Source organism: Brevibacillus sp. FSL K6-6036, from assembly GCF_037964015.1.
GTDB lineage: Bacteria > Bacillota > Bacilli > Brevibacillales > Brevibacillaceae > Brevibacillus > Brevibacillus borstelensis.
This window is the reverse complement of the sequence record NZ_CP150173.1, coordinates 3804752-3820881: the sequence shown is the minus strand read 5'-3', so window position 1 is coordinate 3820881 and position 16130 is coordinate 3804752. Positions and strand designations below refer to the sequence as shown.

Genomic DNA, 16130 nt, shown 5'->3' with positions numbered 1-16130 from the left:
GTGCGAACATGACACAATCCTATTTATCCATCCAGGGCGTGAGCAAGCGTTTTGGATTGTACACCGCGCTCGAGCATGTTTCCTTTGCCATCAGCCAGCATGAATTTATCTGCCTGCTCGGCCCCAGCGGCTGCGGAAAATCAACGCTGCTACGGATTTTGGCCGGACTGGAGCAGCCGACGACAGGCCGCATCGAACTGCACGGACAAGATATTACCACCCGCCCCCCGGCGGAGCGGGGAATCGCGATGATGTTTCAATCCTATGCCTTGTTCCCGAACCTGACCGTTGCCGAGAACGTCGCGTTTGGCTTGCGGGAGAAAAAATGGACGCGGACCGCCATCAAGGAAAAGGTGGCGGAGGTATTGGCGATGGTCGATCTGGAGCAGGCGGGAGGCAAATATCCGGCCCAGCTCTCTGGCGGTCAGCAGCAGCGAGTGGCTTTAGCCCGGGCCATTGCGCTCGCCCCCGATGTACTGCTGCTGGACGAGCCGTTGTCCGCGCTGGACGCCAAGGTCCGTCAAAAGCTCCGCCGCGAGATTCGGCGTCTTCATGAAGAAACAGGCATGACTACGATCATGGTTACCCACGATCAGGATGAAGCTTTGACCATGGCCGATAAAATTGTCGTGATGGACCACGGGGAGGTGGTTCAGATCGGGACGCCGGAAGATGTGTACAATCGGCCGGGCAGCCCGTTTGTCGCCGATTTCATCGGAGCGATCAACTTTTTTGAGGGAACCCGTTTTGTCGGTCATCTCCCGGATGCAAACGCGCTTTTGGCGATTCGTCCCGAGCATGTTCGTCTGCTGGATCACGAGACGGAGTGCGGTATCCCTGCCGTCGTCGAAAGCGTAGAGTTCCGCGGTTCGTTTTACCGCTTGTTTTTGCAAGTGCAGGATGAGCAGGAAGCAACAATTCCTCTTCGCCTGACGATTGATTTGCCTGCCGCATCGGCGCAGCGAATGAGAGTAAAGCGTGATCAAAAGGTACTGCTGGAGCTTCCCCTGGAAAAGCTGCTGGTATTTGAACGGGACGCTTGGAAGGGTGCAGGGTGAGGAAAATGGAGACATGGCTGCACGCAAAAAGGGAAGCGGACAAGGCCAAGCAGGAGGGGACCCGTGAAGACCTGCGCATGGATGTGGACAGCAGCGCCCGCAATAGCGCCAGCAAGGAAACGATCTTCGATGCGGGGAGCCAGGGGGAAGCGATAAAGAGGGGCGGGATCGACAAAGCCTGGCAAAAGGGCGTCCTTGCCTTGCTCGTTATGGTCCTGGGGGTCGTTGTGCTGTGGCCCTTGCTGACATTGTTTGTCCGAGCCTTTTGGGACGAACAGGGACGCTTTGCAGGCCTTTCCAATTTCATCGCCTATTTTTCCACACCGTCGCTCGTCCAGTCTTTTACCAATACGCTGTACATCTCTTGCATGACGACGATTTTGGCGGTTGCGCTCGCTTTTTTGTTTGCCTACGCCTTGACACGCACCAGGATGAAGGGCAAGGCGTGGTTTCGTTCCATTGCTCTCTTGCCGCTGTTTGCCCCGACGATGATGCACGGGATCGGGCTTACCTATCTCTTTGGCAATCAAGGGTTGATCACGACCGGAATTTTCGGGCTGCTGCCGTTTTCCTGGGATATGGAGCTGTACGGTGCCACCGGGATCGTGCTCGCGGAAATCGTCTACGTGTTTCCGCAAGCCTACCTGATTTTGGCCGTCTCGCTGGCCTTTGCCGACTACCGCCTGTACGAGGCGGCAGATACCCTCGGAGCGCGAGGCTGGCGAAAGTTTTGGACAGTTACCATCCCCGGCGTCAAATACGGCTTGATCAGCTCGGCTTTTGTTTCGTTTACACTGTCATTCACCGATTTTGGGGCGCCCAAAGTCGTAGGCGGGCAGTATTCCGTATTGGCGATAGATGTGTACAAACAGGTGATCGGCCAGCAAAACATGACGATGGGAGCGACCGTCGGCCTTTTGTTGATCGCGCCTGCCCTGCTGGCCTTTGTCGTGGACCGGATCGTGCAGCGAAAGCAAAACGCTGCTGTCACGTCCAAGTCGCTGCCCTATCAGATCAAGGAAAACAAGCTTCGTGACACGCTATTCTTTCTCTATTGCCTGGGAGTCACCAGTCTGCTGCTGCTCTTGATGGGAGCGGTCGTCCTGGCGTCGTTTATCAAGGTATGGCCGTACAACCTGACCTTTACTCTCGGCCATTACGACTTCTCGCAGGCAGCGGGAGCGGGGATGGAAACCTTGTACAACAGTGTGAAAATCGCCCTCTGGACGGCCGGAATCGGGACAGTCTTCACCTTTGTCGCGGCTTACGTCCTGGAGAAAATGCAGGTATGGAACAGGCTTCGCCAGGCAGGCTACTTTTTGTCCGTGCTGCCGCTCGCTTTGCCGGGCCTGGTCATTGGGCTTGCGTACATTTTCTTTTTCAACAATCCGGCGAATCCTTTGCACAGTATGTACGGAACGATCTGGATACTGGTGCTGGCCAATGTCGTTCACTTTTTCTCCGTGGCCTTCATTACGGCCACGACTGCACTGAAAAAGCTGGACCCGGAATTTGAAGCGGCTGCGGAATCGATGGGAATTCCCCAGTACAAAACATTTTGGCGAGTCACTGTGCCGCTGTGCCTGCCCGCTATCATCGAGATGGCTGTCTACTTTTTTATAAATGCGATGGTCACGATCTCTGCGGTGGTTTTCCTCTACGCGGCAGACTTCAAGCTGGCCTCCGTGGCGATCGTCAATATGGACGATGCCGGAGACGTTGCCCCGGCTGCGGCCATGTCCGTTCTGATCGTCGTGATCAATATCATTGCCCGCGGCTGCGCAGAGTGGATTTCGTTTCTTTTGAAAAAGCGGACAAACAAATGGCAGGAAAGATAACGTGTAAAAACATGCTGTCCACAAAGGCATTGCATCCAGCAGCGCCGTTCGGTTGACAGGACTTATATGTACGAGATAACGCGAGAAAGCTGGTGAACATGTGTTGAAAGCAGTTGTGTTTGATTGGGCGGGAACGATGATTGACTACGGTTGTTTTGCACCGCTCGCTGTATTTATCGAGGTATTCAAGCGACGGGGGATCGATGTCACGCCGGAGGAGGCCCGCGTGCCGATGGGCTTGCTGAAGCGCGATCACATCCGGGCGATCTGCCGGATGGAGCGGATTTGCACGCAGTGGGAAAAGCTCTACGGCAAGAAGCCGGACGAGACGGATGTGGACGCTCTGTATGCAGAGTTTGAGCCGATGATGGTTACCGTCTTGGAAAAGTATGCGCTGCCGGTCCCGGGAGCGGTGGAATTGGCAGAGCGGCTGCGCGAGCGCGGCTTGAAGATAGGCTCAACGACTGGTTATACCGCCGAAATGATGAAGATTGTGGCAGCAGCAGCCCGGGAGCGAGGATATGCGCCAGATGCGATTGTCGCTTCCGACGAAGTTCCCGCTGGCCGGCCGGAGCCATGGATGTGTTATGAAAATGCAAAGCTGCTGGGAGTCTATCCGATGAGCGCAATGGTAAAGGTAGGAGATACCGTAAGCGATATACGGGAGGGCAAAAATGCCGGCATGTGGACGGTCGGAGTCGTAAAAGGCGGGAGCGAGCTGGGCTGGTCGCGTGAACAGGTGGCAGCAGCCGATCCGGTCTTGCTTGCACAAAAAGCCGCAGAAGCAGCAGAGCGATTCAGACAGGCGGGTGCACACTTCATCATTGATGAAATCGGCAAATTGGACGAGGTGCTGGATGAAATCGTAGATCGTCTGGCGGGTGGTGAAAAGCCATGACAGCCAAGAAAAGCAAACTGCTCGCCAAAACAGAAAGCGGACCGGATAATCCATACCTGCTGCTGACGCCGGGACCGCTGTCCACCTCGCCCAGCGTCCGTGCCGCCATGCTCCGAGACTGGTGCACCTGGGACGACGATTACAACCAATTGGTCCAAAGCATCCGCCGCAGGCTTGTTTCTCTGGCTGCCGCGAAGCCGGACGGCTATACGTCTGTCCTGATTCAGGGCAGCGGAACCTTTTGCGTGGAAGCGGTGATCAGCTCGGCTGTCCCAAAGGACGGCAAGCTGCTTGTATTGACCAATGGCGCCTACGGAGACCGCATCGCCAAAATCGCAAACGTGCACGGGATTCCGATGGCGAGGATGGCCTTCGGGGAAATGGAGCCGGTGAACCCGGACAGCCTCGCGGAAAAGCTGGAACAAGATACGGCGATTACGCATGTAGCCGTCGTTCATTGCGAGACGACGACGGGGATGCTCAATCCGCTTGAACAAATGGCGCATGCCGTGAAGCGTTTCAACAAGATCCTGATCGTCGATGCGATGAGCAGCTTCGGCGGAATACCTCTCGACGCGGCAGAGCTGGGGGCTGATTTTCTCGTCAGCAGCGCCAACAAGTGCATCCAGGGCGTCCCCGGATTTGGCTTTGTCATCGCCAAAACGGCGTCGCTAGAGGCGTGCAAAGGACAGGCGCGCTCCCTCTCGCTCGATCTGTACGACCAGTGGGAAACGATGGAAAAGCAAGGCGGAAAGTGGCGGTTTACCTCTCCGACCCACACCGTTCGGGCTTTTTATCAGGCGCTCGTGGAGCTGGAGCAAGAGGGAGGCGTCGGAGCGAGAAACAAGCGCTATGCGGACAACCAGCGCCTGCTCGTTGAAGGAATGGAGGGCCTCGGCTTTTCCTGTCTGCTTCCGGCTCGCTGGCAGTCGCCGATCATCACCTCGTTTCGCTATCCCGATCACCCGGAGTTCCGCTTTGAAACGTTTTACGAACGCTTGAAACAGGCCGGGTTTGTCATCTATCCGGGGAAAATTTCGCAGGCGGAGACCTTCCGCATCGGGAATATCGGAGAAGTGTACGCCGAAGACATCGACAGATTGGTCCAGGCTGTTAAAACCAGTATGTATTGGCGGTAAGAAGAGAGAGGCGGCCGTGGCCGCAATAAGGTTGGCGAGGCTCCAGGAAATCGGCGGGACAGGGCCAGGAATCCTTGATTGTATCGCCCAATTCCTCTACAATTCTCAGAGAGGGGAAAAATGGAACTGAACGGGTACGATTCAATCGCGAGAGGGCCAAGGACGGAGAAAGGCTGTGCTGGCTTGTCTCGCAGAATCTGATAGAACGGGACAACATACAAAAAGAATTTCCGGATAAATGGTAGAGCGGGGCAGGGGGCGTAACGGCGTGTCGTTGAACGGAGAAGAACGGAAAAAAATCATACTTCAGCTGCTGGATGCACAGGGCAAGGTGCGCACCAATGATTTGGTGGAGGCGCTGCAGGTGTCTTCGGAGTCCATCCGTCGCTATCTGGAAGAGCTGGAGGCGGAAAAGAAGCTGAAGCGCGTGTACGGAGGGGCAGTGAAGCTGCGGCAGGAGAGGGCTGAGCCTTCCCATCTGTCGCGAGAGGTGCTCAGAGCCGAGGAAAAGAAGCGGATCGGACGAGCGGCGGCAGCTCTGGTGCAGGATCAGGATACGATCATTATCGATGAAGGAACGACGCCATTGCAGATGATCGAATTCCTCGTGGATAGAAAGGAGCTGGTCATTATCACCAGCTCGGTCACTGCTCTTTCCATGCTCGTAAGCTATCAAAATCAGGGACTTCTGTCCGCCGAGCTGTTTTTTCTCGGAGGCAAAGTGAACGCCAAGCACCACCGCGTTGCGGGCCCCTTCGCCGAGAGCATGATGAGCAATTTCTACGTGGACAAAGCCTTTTTGTCCGTTGACGGCATCATGATGGACAGGGGGATCACCTGCTACGAGCTGGAGAGGGCTTTGCTTGCCAAGCGGTACATCGAGCATGCCAGTGAAGTGATCGTCATGGCCGACCATTCCAAAATCGGTACGAGCACCCTGTGCCAGGTGTCCGATCTGTCTGCGATCGACATGGTGATCTGTGATGAAGCGGCGCCGGAGGAATGGCTGTCCGACCTTGAGATGAACCGTGTAGCATGGATAAAAGCGGAATAACAGGTAAACGAAATCAAAGAGACGTGGTATCCTGAAACTAGGAGACTTCGTCTTTTTCTTTGGGCCACGAACCGCGATGGGAGGAAGAGAGATGATAGACAGACTGGATCATCTGGTGCTTACCGTAGCAGATGTGGAGGCAACCTGTGCATTTTATGAAAAGGTGCTGGGCATGACGGTTGTGACGTTTGGCGGTGGGAGGTTTGCGTTGCAGTTTGGACGGCAAAAAATAAATCTGCATCAAGCCGGGCAAGAGTTTGAGCCCAAGGCCAACAAAGCTGTTCCGGGTTCTGCCGATCTTTGTTTGATCGCTTCCGTTCCGCTGGAGCAGGTCATGGCACATCTGGAGACGTGCGGAGTCCCGATATTGGAAGGGCCGGTAGACAGAACGGGTGCTGTCGGGAAGATCCGCTCGGTCTATTTGCGCGATCCCGATCAAAATTTAATTGAAATATCGGTTTACATAGAGGCCTAGCTGCAGGTCATTCCGATCACAGCAGGACAGACAGGAAGGAACGGCTTGTAACCGGGGTAGAGTATGATCGTCCCAGCTCTATTACCCATGTTTTTCAGGCTGCATGAAATGGAGGCTTGAATCAAATGGCGGACGGAACAAACAGGAATATGGACAAAACGATTGCCGAAGTGGAAGCGGTACTGGGCAAGCACAGGCCGGGAATTATGGGAGAACAGGATTTCTCCCGTTTCAGCGTACTGGTCCCGCTGGTCAGAGGGGAAGATGGGCAATTGTGTGTGCTGTTTGAAAAACGGGCTGCAACGATGCGCAGACAAGCCGGGGAAATCTGCTTTCCCGGCGGCCGGATCGACCCGGAGGATGCGTCCGAGTGGGATGCCGCACGCAGGGAGACGAGCGAGGAGCTGGGATTGCCTCTGGAACAAATTCATTTCGTCGGCATGCTCGATACGCTGGTCACCCCTGCATCCTGTATATACCCCTTCGTTGGATTTCTGGATTCCCTTGAGGAGCTGCATCCGAATCCTGCGGAAGTAGGCGAAGTGTTTTTGGTGCCGCTGGCAGAATTGCTTGCAACAAGCCCTGATATCTACCAGGCGAAAATACGGGTCGAGCCTGGCCCGGATTACCCCTACCACCTCATACCGGGCGGAGAAGACTACCCGTGGCGGTTTGGCTCTGTATCCCACTACTTCTACCAGCTTAAGGGACGGGTCGTGTGGGGGATGACAGCACGGATTCTGACTCATTTTATCGATTTGCTGCGACAGGCAAAAGAGCAGGAATGACCAGAGAGGAGCGAGCATATATGTGGACCGGCAACGAAGTGACAAGCAGACTCGGAATCAAACTGCCGATCATCCAGGCGGGGATGGCGGGAGGAACGACGACTCCGCAGCTGGTTGCAGCCGTCTCTCAGGCTGGCGGACTGGGCACGCTGGGAGCGGGCTATATGAGCGGCGAGCAGATTCGCACAGCGATTCGGGCCATTCGCGAACTGACCGACAAGCCATTTGGCGTCAATCTGTTCATTCCGGAAGAAGAGACAGGCAAAACAGTCCCGGGCGAAGCAGTCCGGCAGATTATGAATGAAACGAGGCGCCGTCTGGGCATCCCCGAGGACCCGGAGCTGGGAAAGGTAGCAGAGCCGTTTGAAGAGCAGATGGCCGCTGTGCTGGAAGAGCGGGTGCCTGTGTTCAGCTTTACCTTTGGCCTTTTGGACAAAAGATGGATGGCTGCGTGCAAGCAGCGCGGAATCGTCGTCATCGGCACAGCCACGACAGTACGGGAGGGCGTGGCCCTGGAAGCGAGCGGCGTGGACATGGTGGTGGCCCAGGGGAGCGAAGCAGGCGGGCACCGCGGCTCGTTTTTGCCGGATTCGCCGGACAATCTCGTCGGATTGATGGCGTTGGTTCCGCAAATGGCAGACCGGCTTTCCATTCCGGTCATTGCCGCTGGCGGCATTATGGACGGCAGAGGAATCGCCGCTGCCTTCATGCTGGGAGCGCAGGCCGCCCAACTGGGAACAGCGTTTCTGTTGACGGAAGAGAGCGGCGCCCATCGCTTGCACAAGCAGGCGGTGCTGTCGGCCAGTGACGAGGCAACGGTCCTGACCACGGCCTTTTCCGGAAAGGCGGCCCGCGGCGTAACCAATGAGTTCATGCAGCTGCTCGCCCCGTACACGGAAGAAATCCCGGCGTATCCGGTGCAAAACGCTTTGACCCGCGATATCCGCCAGGCGGCATCCAAGCAGGAGAGAAGCGAATTTCTCTCGATGTGGGCCGGGCAGGCCGGGGCGCTGGGCAGAGCGATGAGTGCGGAGGAGCTGGTGCGCAAGCTGGTGGAAGAGACGGAAGAATTGTTGGGGAAGCGGTGAGCCACCCTTTTTTGAGCTGTCAGCCGGCGGCGGATGCAAAATTGTAAGGATGGTGCCGGTGTCCCGAAAGTCTCTCGGGTTCTCACTGTTGGACCTATCGGGCAAGGATTTATCGGACAACGAATACACGAATGGCTTCGCCGATTGACCAGGCGAAGCTTTTTTCTACTTTGTAAAAGTCTAATTTCGCTAACGCGATAGAGGGTGAAAGTATAAGTGCAACTAAGACCACGCCAAAAAGCTTGGCGTAGCCAAGTTTTCTAATTCCCTGCCGGCAAATCCGGCAAACTCTCAGCCATCGGTCAATTGTCTCGCGGATGGTTATTGGTTACAATGGATTCGTTCTTGTGGACAGATTTACGGGAGACAAAGGAGACAAAGTCGATGAAAAAATGGCTCGGACTTATTCTTGTAGCTGGATTGGCCGTTTCGGCAGCGGCTTGCACGCCGGTAGAGAAGGCACCGGAGGCAGCCATGCAAGTGAAGCCGGTCGATTTATTTGCAGGCGATGCGCAAAAATTCAAACCGTTCTTGGGACTGATGTCCGGCGCGGTTCAAGTAAAATATCGCGGAAAGAGCAACGAGATCAAAACTACGCTGGAAGTATGGGAATACGGCAAAAAGACGCAGACCCTCGGAGAGCTTGGGGAAAGCATCAGGGACAAAGATGGAAAAGAGGGCAAAGAAGAGCAATACAGCTTTGACGGGGAAGCGATCTTTTCCGTAAAGGGCAGCCAGGGAGAGGACCCGAACAAGACGCATTATGAAATCACGGTTGCCCTCACCGATAAAAACGGCTCAACCAGCAGTCAGCTTGATTGGGTCGTGGATGCCAAGCAGGTCGCCAGCAGTCCGATCGAGCTGGCAGAAGAGCTGAATTTGCAGGAAGGCGAGCGTGCCGCGGTATGGGGCATGCAGGCGACTGATGAACAAGTCATCAAGACCGTTGATTTTACACCGGAATCATTAAAAAATGCGAAATGGGCATTGCTCGTTTTCATGTCGGCCGGGTCTGAGGAAACACCAGCGCCGTAGAGTTTTTTCCCCCTGTTTGTAAAGAAATTTCGACCTACCTGCCAAAAATTTTCAAATCTATAATGATCGTACAAAGGCAAAATCAGGAAAAAAGGGGGGTCTGAAGTGAAACAGGCAATGAAACATGCATGGAAACAGGCGGGAGCCCTGTTGTTGATGTCATCGATGCTGGTCGTCGCCGCCTGTAGCAGCGGCGGCGGTGCCAGCACAAGCACACAGCCGCAGGCGCCGGCAGGTTCGACGACACCTGCCGACAATTCTGGAAGCGCTGTCAAAAAGGAAGTCACCCTTTCGCTCAGACATACGCAAATCAAGGAGACCAGCAAAACAAGACTGAAGATTCTGGAAGATGTCGTCAAAAAGACAGAAGAAAAAAATCCGGGTCTGAAAATCGAGCTGGAAGGCATGGATGAAAACGTCAACCGCGATCAAAAGCTGAAGGCGGAGATGGCGGCAGGGAATCCGCCGAAAATCTTCGAGATGTTTGGCGGAGCCGATACGAAGCTGTACGTCAAGGCAGGAAGACTGCTTGATTTGACTGACTTTCTGGTCGAATCGGGCTTGAAAGACAAGTTTGTCAACCTCGAAGAGTTCACGGTCGACGGCCGCGTCTACGGTCTGCCGATAGGCGGGTACGCCGAAGGATTTTTCTACAACAAAAAGCTGTTTGCCGAGCTGGGTCTCAGCGTCCCGAAGACATGGGATGAATTTATCGCTGTAAATGAAAAGCTGAAGGCAGCGGGAAAAGTGCCGCTTGCCCTGGCGGCCAAGGACGGCTGGGTCAACGCGATGCTGTTCAACACGATATTGGAACGAAATGCCGGGATGCCGGCCATCGAAGGGCTGGTCAGCGGCACCCACAAGTGGACTGATCCGGAAATGGTGAAGGCACTTTCCGACTATGCCTCCCTGGTGAATGCCGACTACTTTACCAAAGGGGCGCTCGGCTTGCCATACTCCGATCAGGGAGCCCAGTTCCTGCGCGGAGAGGCCGGCATGGTCTTCACCGGAAGCTGGGATGCCACTCGCTACAGCGGCGACGAGGCGGGCGATCTGAAAGGGCAGATCGGTTTCTTCCCCTTCCCGGCGGTCAGCGGAGGAAAGGGCGACCAGACCTCGATCAACGCTGGTTACTCCAACGGCTTCGGCTTCTCCAAAGACCTGACCGAGGAGCAAAAACAGATGGTCTATGCCTTTATCAAGGAGCATTTCAACGAAGAGGTGCAAAAACGGATGCTGGTCGAGGATCGGGTGCTCCCGTCGATGAAGCTGAGCGATCTGTCCGGTGCCGATCCATTGATTACCGAGGTCATCCAGACGATCAACAACGCCAGCAGCACCTGGAGAGCGTATGATGCTGTCGTGCAGCCGCCGGTCAAGCTTGCCGTGGAAAATTCCCTGCAGGAGCTGATCGGCAAGGTGAAAACGCCGGAGCAGGTAGCAGAGCGCCTGCAAAAAGAGCAGGACAAGGCCAATCAGAGCAAATAAGCATTCCAAAAGGCCATAAATCAGCATGAAAAGAGGAGCCACTTCGCCCAGTCAAGTGGCTCCCTCTCTTACCCGATCATGCTTACTGGTGAATATGGAGGCATAAAATGAACAACGTGTTGACAAGGCCGTGGCTTTTTCTTATGTTTTTGCTACCAGCAATTGGGTTGTACGTTGTATTTATGGGAATTCCGCTGGTACAGTCTCTCTATTACGCCTTTTTCCAATGGGACGGCGTGACGGAGATGACCTTTGTCGGACTGGACAACTTCGCCGGGCTGCTCGAGGACGAAGTATTTCGACGCTCCTTTTACAACAACGTGTCTTTCATCCTGTTCAGCACCTTCATCTCCATGCCGATCATCGTGGCTGTCGCTCTGCTCTTGAGCCAGGTGAGACGGTTTCAAACCTTTTACCGTACCGGCGTCTTTCTCCCGACCGTCCTCTCCACGGCGGTGGTAGGGGTCCTGTGGCTTTACATTTACCATCCGGACGCAGGGCTGCTGAACAATTTTCTGCGCCTGCTGAAGCTCGACTCCCTGACCCAGTATTGGCTGTCGGATCCCAAGTGGGCGATGATCAGCGTTTTGGTCGCCAATGCCTGGCAATGGACCGGTTTTTACGTCGTGCTGGTGCTGGCGGCGATACTGGGAGTGCCGCGTGAGCTGACGGAGGCGGCGGAGATTGACGGGGCCAATGCCTGGCAAAAAACGTGGTTTATCACGCTGCCGCTGATCCGGCCCGTCCTGGTGGTCATCTTCTTGCTCAATGTTTCCGGCTCGATGAAGGCGCTCGACATCATCATGGTGATGACAGAAGGCGGACCGTTCCAGACGACCGATGTGCTCGCCACCTACATGGTCACGAAGGCATTCCGCGAATACGAATACGGCTATGGAAGCGCGATTGCCGTCGTGATCTTTCTGCTCACGCTGCTGTTTGCCTGGATCATCCAGCGGGCCAACAAAAAAGAGCAGGAGGTGGAGCTCTGATGCGCACCTGGCTGTACCGCCGGAATGTCATTCCCCACATGCTTTTGACTGTATACGTCCTCGTCACCTTGTATCCGCTCGTCTGGCTGGCGATCTCGTCATTGAAGACGCAGCGGGAAATTACAGAAAGCCCCTGGGGACTGCCGTCGAGCTTTCAGTGGCAAAACTACGTGGAAGCGTGGAAGACGGCGAAAGTGAGCACGTATTTCTTCAACAGTCTCTACATCAGCACAGTCTCCTGCATCTTGATCGTCATCATCGGCTCGGCGGCGGCGTTTGCCATCACGCGGATGAATTTCCCCCGGTTGAGCAGATGGGTCTATCAGTTTTTTCTGCTCGGTCTGGTCGTTCCGGGCGGGGCGCTGCTCATCCCGCTCTACCGGCTGCTGCAGGAGATGAAGCTGATCGACACGCACTTGTCCCTGATTTTGATCAACGCCACATTCGCTCTGCCCGTCACGATCTTTATCCTGTCGGCTTTTATGAAGGCCATCCCGAGGGAGCTGGAGGAAGCGGCGATTGTAGACGGCTTGGGCGCGTTCGGCTTGTTTGTGCGGATCATCCTTCCGGTGACGATGCCGGCGATCGTGACCGTATTTATTCTCAACTTTATCAATGTGTGGAACGAATTCATCATGGCACTGCTGTTTCTCTCCAAGGAAACGCTGCGGACCCTCCCTGTCGGCATGTCCGTGTTCAAGGATGCGTTTCAGACAAACTACGCGCTGCTGTCCGCGGCGGTCATGTACAGTGTCGTGCCCGTCGTGATCGTGTACCTCTTTTTGCAGCGAAAAATCATTGAGGGGGTAACGGCGGGCAGCGTGAAAGGATAAGCCGTATGCTGCGTAACCTGCGCCATAAATTGATTGTCGCGTTTATCGGATTTATCATCATCCCGCTCTGCCTGCTCGGGGCAGTCACGTATGTTCTCTCGCAAAACGCCATTCAGCAGCGCTACGGCGAGCATACGGAAGAGACGCTGAAGGCTTTGGGCAGAAATCTCCAGTACGTTTTATCGGAGATTGGCAATGTCTCCGATGCCGGGATCACCAGCCCTGCCCTCCAGCCGTTTCTCACGGCCAACTCAACCTCGCAGGCCAACGAGCTTCTGGAGACGAACGAGGCGGAGATGGCACTGCGCCGCGTTTTTTTCATCCACCCGGCTGTGCAGTACGTAGCGTTGTACCGGCTCGATGGGCGCATGTTCAAAACGTTTCGCCCGCAGGGGCAGACGATTCCGTACGAGACATTTATCCATCATCCGATTGTCGGGCAGGCCATCGAGAAAAACGGCCACCCCGTGTGGATAGGTCCGTATGAACAGCCTGATCTGAGCGCAAACGACAAGGTATTTACGCAGGTGCGTCTCGTCAAGGACATGAACAACTTTGACGACAGGGCCATTCTTCTGATGGAAGTGAAAATAAACGAGCTGCACCGGATGTTTTCCCAGACGCCGCTGTCCTATCGGCAGAACGGCCGCTATCTGATCGCGAACAAGCAGGGGGCGGTTCTGTACGATTCGCGAACGGAGCTGGGCGGCACCAACCTCTTGAGGTCAGCTCCGTTTCAGCCGGATCTGGAGTATCAGAGCTATCGGGGCATGCTGCAGGACGAGGACAGCCTCTTTTCTGTCTACAAGCTGCCCGCGAGCGAATGGTACCTCGTTTCCGTCGCTTCCTGGGCGACTGTCTCCCACGACAGTACGACGATTGCCCGCTGGGTCGGCGGGGTCTTGCTGCTTTCCCTGATCGCCGCACTCCTTTTCAACATGCTGTTCGTCAACAGAATCACCCAGACGATCATTCAGATCGTGCGTTTGATGAAGCGGGCCGAGCGGGGGGACCTCACCGTTCGGGCAAAGCCGTCCGGGGACGACGAGCTGACGAGGCTGGCCGGAGGGTTCAACAGCATGGTCGGAACGATCCAGCATCTGCTGGAGGAGGTGAAGCGGGAGCAGGAGCGAAAAAAGCGGGCGGAGCTTGCACTGCTTCAGGCACAGATTCACCCGCATTTCCTGTTTAACACGCTGGAGTCGATCAATGTACTGGCGATCCAGAATGAAGGGCACAGGGTAAGCCAGATGATTTACCGGCTGGGCAATATTCTCCGCATCAGCATCAGCGACCGGGAGCACATCCCGATCAGGCGCGAGCTGGAGCATTTGCGCAGCTATCTGGAAATTCAATCGTTCCGGTTTGAAAATCTGTTCTCCTACGAAATTCAGATACCTGTTCATTTGTATGAGTACTCGATCCTCAAGCTAACCCTGCAGCCGCTCGTAGAAAACAGCATCCAGCACGGCTTCGAGGGAATCAGCCGGCCCGGATTCATCTCCATTACAGCGGAAGAGAGACAGGACTCGATTGTTCTCACTGTCCGCGACAACGGCAAGGGAATGACCGCAGACCAACTGGCCCTGCTGGCTGAGTCCGGCATGAGGAAGCAAGCGGAAGGGCAGGCAAAGGGGGCTACAGACGGCCGTCTGGCGAGGGACCGGAACGCGGAAAATGTCTCTTTGCAGGGACGCTCGGACCGCCGGGGCCTGGGCGTGGCCAACGTCGCTGACCGGATACGGATTTCCTATGGAAGGGCGTACGGACTCTTTCTGTGCAGCATGCCGGGCGAAGGGACGACGGTGCGGTGCGTGATTCCGAAGTACAGTCAGGAGGAGTTGCATGAGGCTGAACGTCATGCTGGTGGATGATGAGATTCATATTCTGAAAAATTTGAACATGGTCATCCCGTGGGAGATGCTGGATATGCAGGTCGTCTCCCTGGCGCAAAACGGGGCCGAAGCATGGGCCGCCTTTCAGGAGCATCGGCCTGATCTGATTTTGTCCGACATTCGCATGCCGATCATGGACGGAGTCTCTTTGGTCAAGGAAATTCGCGACGCGGGAGAGGCGTGCGAGGTGATCATGCTGACGGGCTTCACCGATTTTGAGTACACCCGCTCGGCGATCCGCTACGGTGTCAAGGACTACATCGTCAAACCGATCAACTATCAGGAGCTGCATGAGGTGATCGAGAGGGTAGGCGGGGAAATCCGCCAGCGCAAGCAGGCCCGCTTGCTGGAGGAAAAAGTGTGGCGGGAGTTTACCGAGCTGGCCAAGCAAAAGTACTTGTTCGATGCGCTGATGGGGCAAGCGGCAGGGCATAGCCATTACACAATCACGGGGAAAACGCAGACGTGGGGGGAGAAATATGCAGTGTTCGTCGCCGATCTGGACGATTACCCGCAGCTTGCTCGTCACTGGAGCCATGAGGAACGCAACCTGTGGAATTTTTCCGTGCAAAACGTGCTCCGCGACAGCTTTTCCTCGGTTGTGGGAAAAGAGAGTGCCTTGGTCCTGACAATGCGCGAGGGCGAATGGTGTTTGCTGGCGTTGAGAGAAAGTCCACTGGAGGAAGCGGAGATACGCTCCTGGGCAAGCCGCCTGCAAAAGGCCGTCTCCCAACACCTCGCTTTCTCGATCAGCGTCGGCTACTATACGGAAATTGTTGCCGTGCCGGAGCTTTCCGCTGTCTACCAGCAGGTGAAAAAAGCGATTCACTTCGATCTCGCACGTCACGAGAAGGCGATTTTTGCTGTAGAGCCGGAGACATCGCAAGAAAGCGCCACCGGGTACAACTGGTGGAGTCTTCTCGAAGAGCTGCTGTCCGGTTTGAAGCGGCATGACCTGGCCTCGATCAAGCGGACGCTTTCCCGCATGCGAGATGACCTGCAGCCTACGTCCAGATATTCGCTGACGCGGACGGAGCAAATCCTGCGCTATTATCTGCTCCATCTGGTGCGGGAGATGAAGGACATGCAGATTATCACCGGACAGCTTGAGGAGCTGGTCTGGATGAAGCTGGAGCGGGCGCAGGGGATCAGGGAGCTTTTGCAGGTCATTCATCAGGTCCTGGAGGACAGCATCCGGGAAAGCGTAAAAAAGAAGACCGGCGACGTGCTGATGATCAGGGCGATGGAATACATCCAAAAGCACCTCACCCGGGATTTGGGCGTAGAAGAGGTGGCCGGGCATCTCGGCATCAGCTCCAGCTACTTCAGCCTTTTGTTCAAGCAGCATACGCGGCTCACTTTTGTCGAGTATTTGACACAGCAGCGAATGGAGCGTGCCCGTTTTCTCCTGTCCATGAGCGGAAAAACCATTCATGAAATCAGCCGGGAAGTGGGCTATCCGGACCGGCGGTATTTTTCCAAAGTATTTCAAAGGAACATCGGACTTACGCCGTCGGAATACCGCGAGCAGGCAGCACAAAAAGAATGA

The 16130-nt window shown here is 55.5% G+C and carries 14 protein-coding genes; all 14 read left to right on the top strand.

Annotated elements, in window-relative coordinates; genetic code table 11:
- Window positions 1-8: 8 nt before the first annotated feature.
- The 14 genes from NST37_RS19165 to NST37_RS19100 all read left to right on the top strand — a co-directional run bounded on the left by NST37_RS19165 (window position 9) and on the right by NST37_RS19100 (window position 16130).
- On the top strand, window positions 9-1058 hold the full coding sequence (locus tag NST37_RS19165) for an ATP-binding cassette domain-containing protein (protein ID WP_031931878.1): 1050 nt from the start codon (window positions 9-11) through the stop codon (window positions 1056-1058).
- A 5-nt stretch (window positions 1059-1063) separates the two neighbouring features.
- A complete protein-coding gene (locus tag NST37_RS19160) occupies window positions 1064-2896 on the top strand; it encodes a putative 2-aminoethylphosphonate ABC transporter permease subunit (RefSeq protein ID WP_339185662.1) in 1833 nt (610 codons plus the stop codon).
- Between the two features lie 100 nt (window positions 2897-2996).
- The gene (gene phnX / locus NST37_RS19155; RefSeq protein WP_024983908.1) at window positions 2997-3794 is read left to right on the top strand and encodes a phosphonoacetaldehyde hydrolase; all 798 of its coding nucleotides are present in this window, start codon (window positions 2997-2999) and stop codon (window positions 3792-3794) included.
- Window positions 3791-4933 (top strand): 2-aminoethylphosphonate--pyruvate transaminase, encoded by a 1143-nt coding sequence (phnW, locus tag NST37_RS19150; protein ID WP_122957880.1) that lies wholly within the window; start codon window positions 3791-3793, stop codon window positions 4931-4933. Before phnX ends, phnW begins: the two co-directional genes overlap by 4 nt.
- Window positions 4934-5201: 268 nt before the next feature.
- Window positions 5202-5987: a DeoR/GlpR family DNA-binding transcription regulator gene (locus NST37_RS19145; RefSeq protein WP_024983910.1), complete on the top strand. Its 786-nt coding sequence runs from the start codon at window positions 5202-5204 to the stop codon at window positions 5985-5987.
- A gap of 91 nt (window positions 5988-6078) precedes the next feature.
- On the top strand, window positions 6079-6462 hold the full coding sequence (locus NST37_RS19140; protein ID WP_024983911.1) for a VOC family protein: 384 nt from the start codon (window positions 6079-6081) through the stop codon (window positions 6460-6462).
- Window positions 6463-6587: 125 nt separating this feature from the next.
- Entirely contained in the window at window positions 6588-7250 is a 663-nt protein-coding gene (locus NST37_RS19135; protein ID WP_339185661.1) for a CoA pyrophosphatase, read from the top strand.
- Window positions 7251-7270: 20 nt separating this feature from the next.
- Complete coding sequence (locus tag NST37_RS19130; RefSeq protein ID WP_251237544.1) at window positions 7271-8338, top strand: nitronate monooxygenase; 1068 nt, start codon at window positions 7271-7273, stop codon at window positions 8336-8338.
- Window positions 8339-8722: 384 nt separating this feature from the next.
- Window positions 8723-9373, top strand: coding sequence for a hypothetical protein (locus NST37_RS19125; RefSeq protein ID WP_031931873.1), 651 nt, complete (start codon window positions 8723-8725; stop codon window positions 9371-9373).
- Window positions 9374-9478: 105 nt separating this feature from the next.
- Window positions 9479-10861: an extracellular solute-binding protein gene (locus NST37_RS19120; RefSeq protein WP_051925342.1), complete on the top strand. Its 1383-nt coding sequence runs from the start codon at window positions 9479-9481 to the stop codon at window positions 10859-10861.
- A 107-nt stretch (window positions 10862-10968) separates the two neighbouring features.
- Window positions 10969-11853, top strand: a complete 885-nt coding sequence (locus tag NST37_RS19115) for a sugar ABC transporter permease (protein ID WP_039070491.1) — start codon at window positions 10969-10971, stop codon at window positions 11851-11853.
- Window positions 11853-12686 carry a carbohydrate ABC transporter permease gene (locus NST37_RS19110; RefSeq protein WP_039070490.1) on the top strand — a complete coding sequence of 278 codons (834 nt, stop codon included), beginning with the start codon at window positions 11853-11855 and terminating at the stop codon, window positions 12684-12686. The genes NST37_RS19115 and NST37_RS19110 overlap by 1 nt, the downstream gene beginning before the upstream one ends.
- A gap of 5 nt (window positions 12687-12691) precedes the next feature.
- Window positions 12692-14560 (top strand): sensor histidine kinase, encoded by a 1869-nt coding sequence (locus NST37_RS19105; RefSeq protein WP_339185660.1) that lies wholly within the window; start codon window positions 12692-12694, stop codon window positions 14558-14560.
- A complete protein-coding gene (locus NST37_RS19100) occupies window positions 14532-16130 on the top strand; it encodes a response regulator (protein WP_031931871.1) in 1599 nt (532 codons plus the stop codon). The genes NST37_RS19105 and NST37_RS19100 overlap by 29 nt, the downstream gene beginning before the upstream one ends.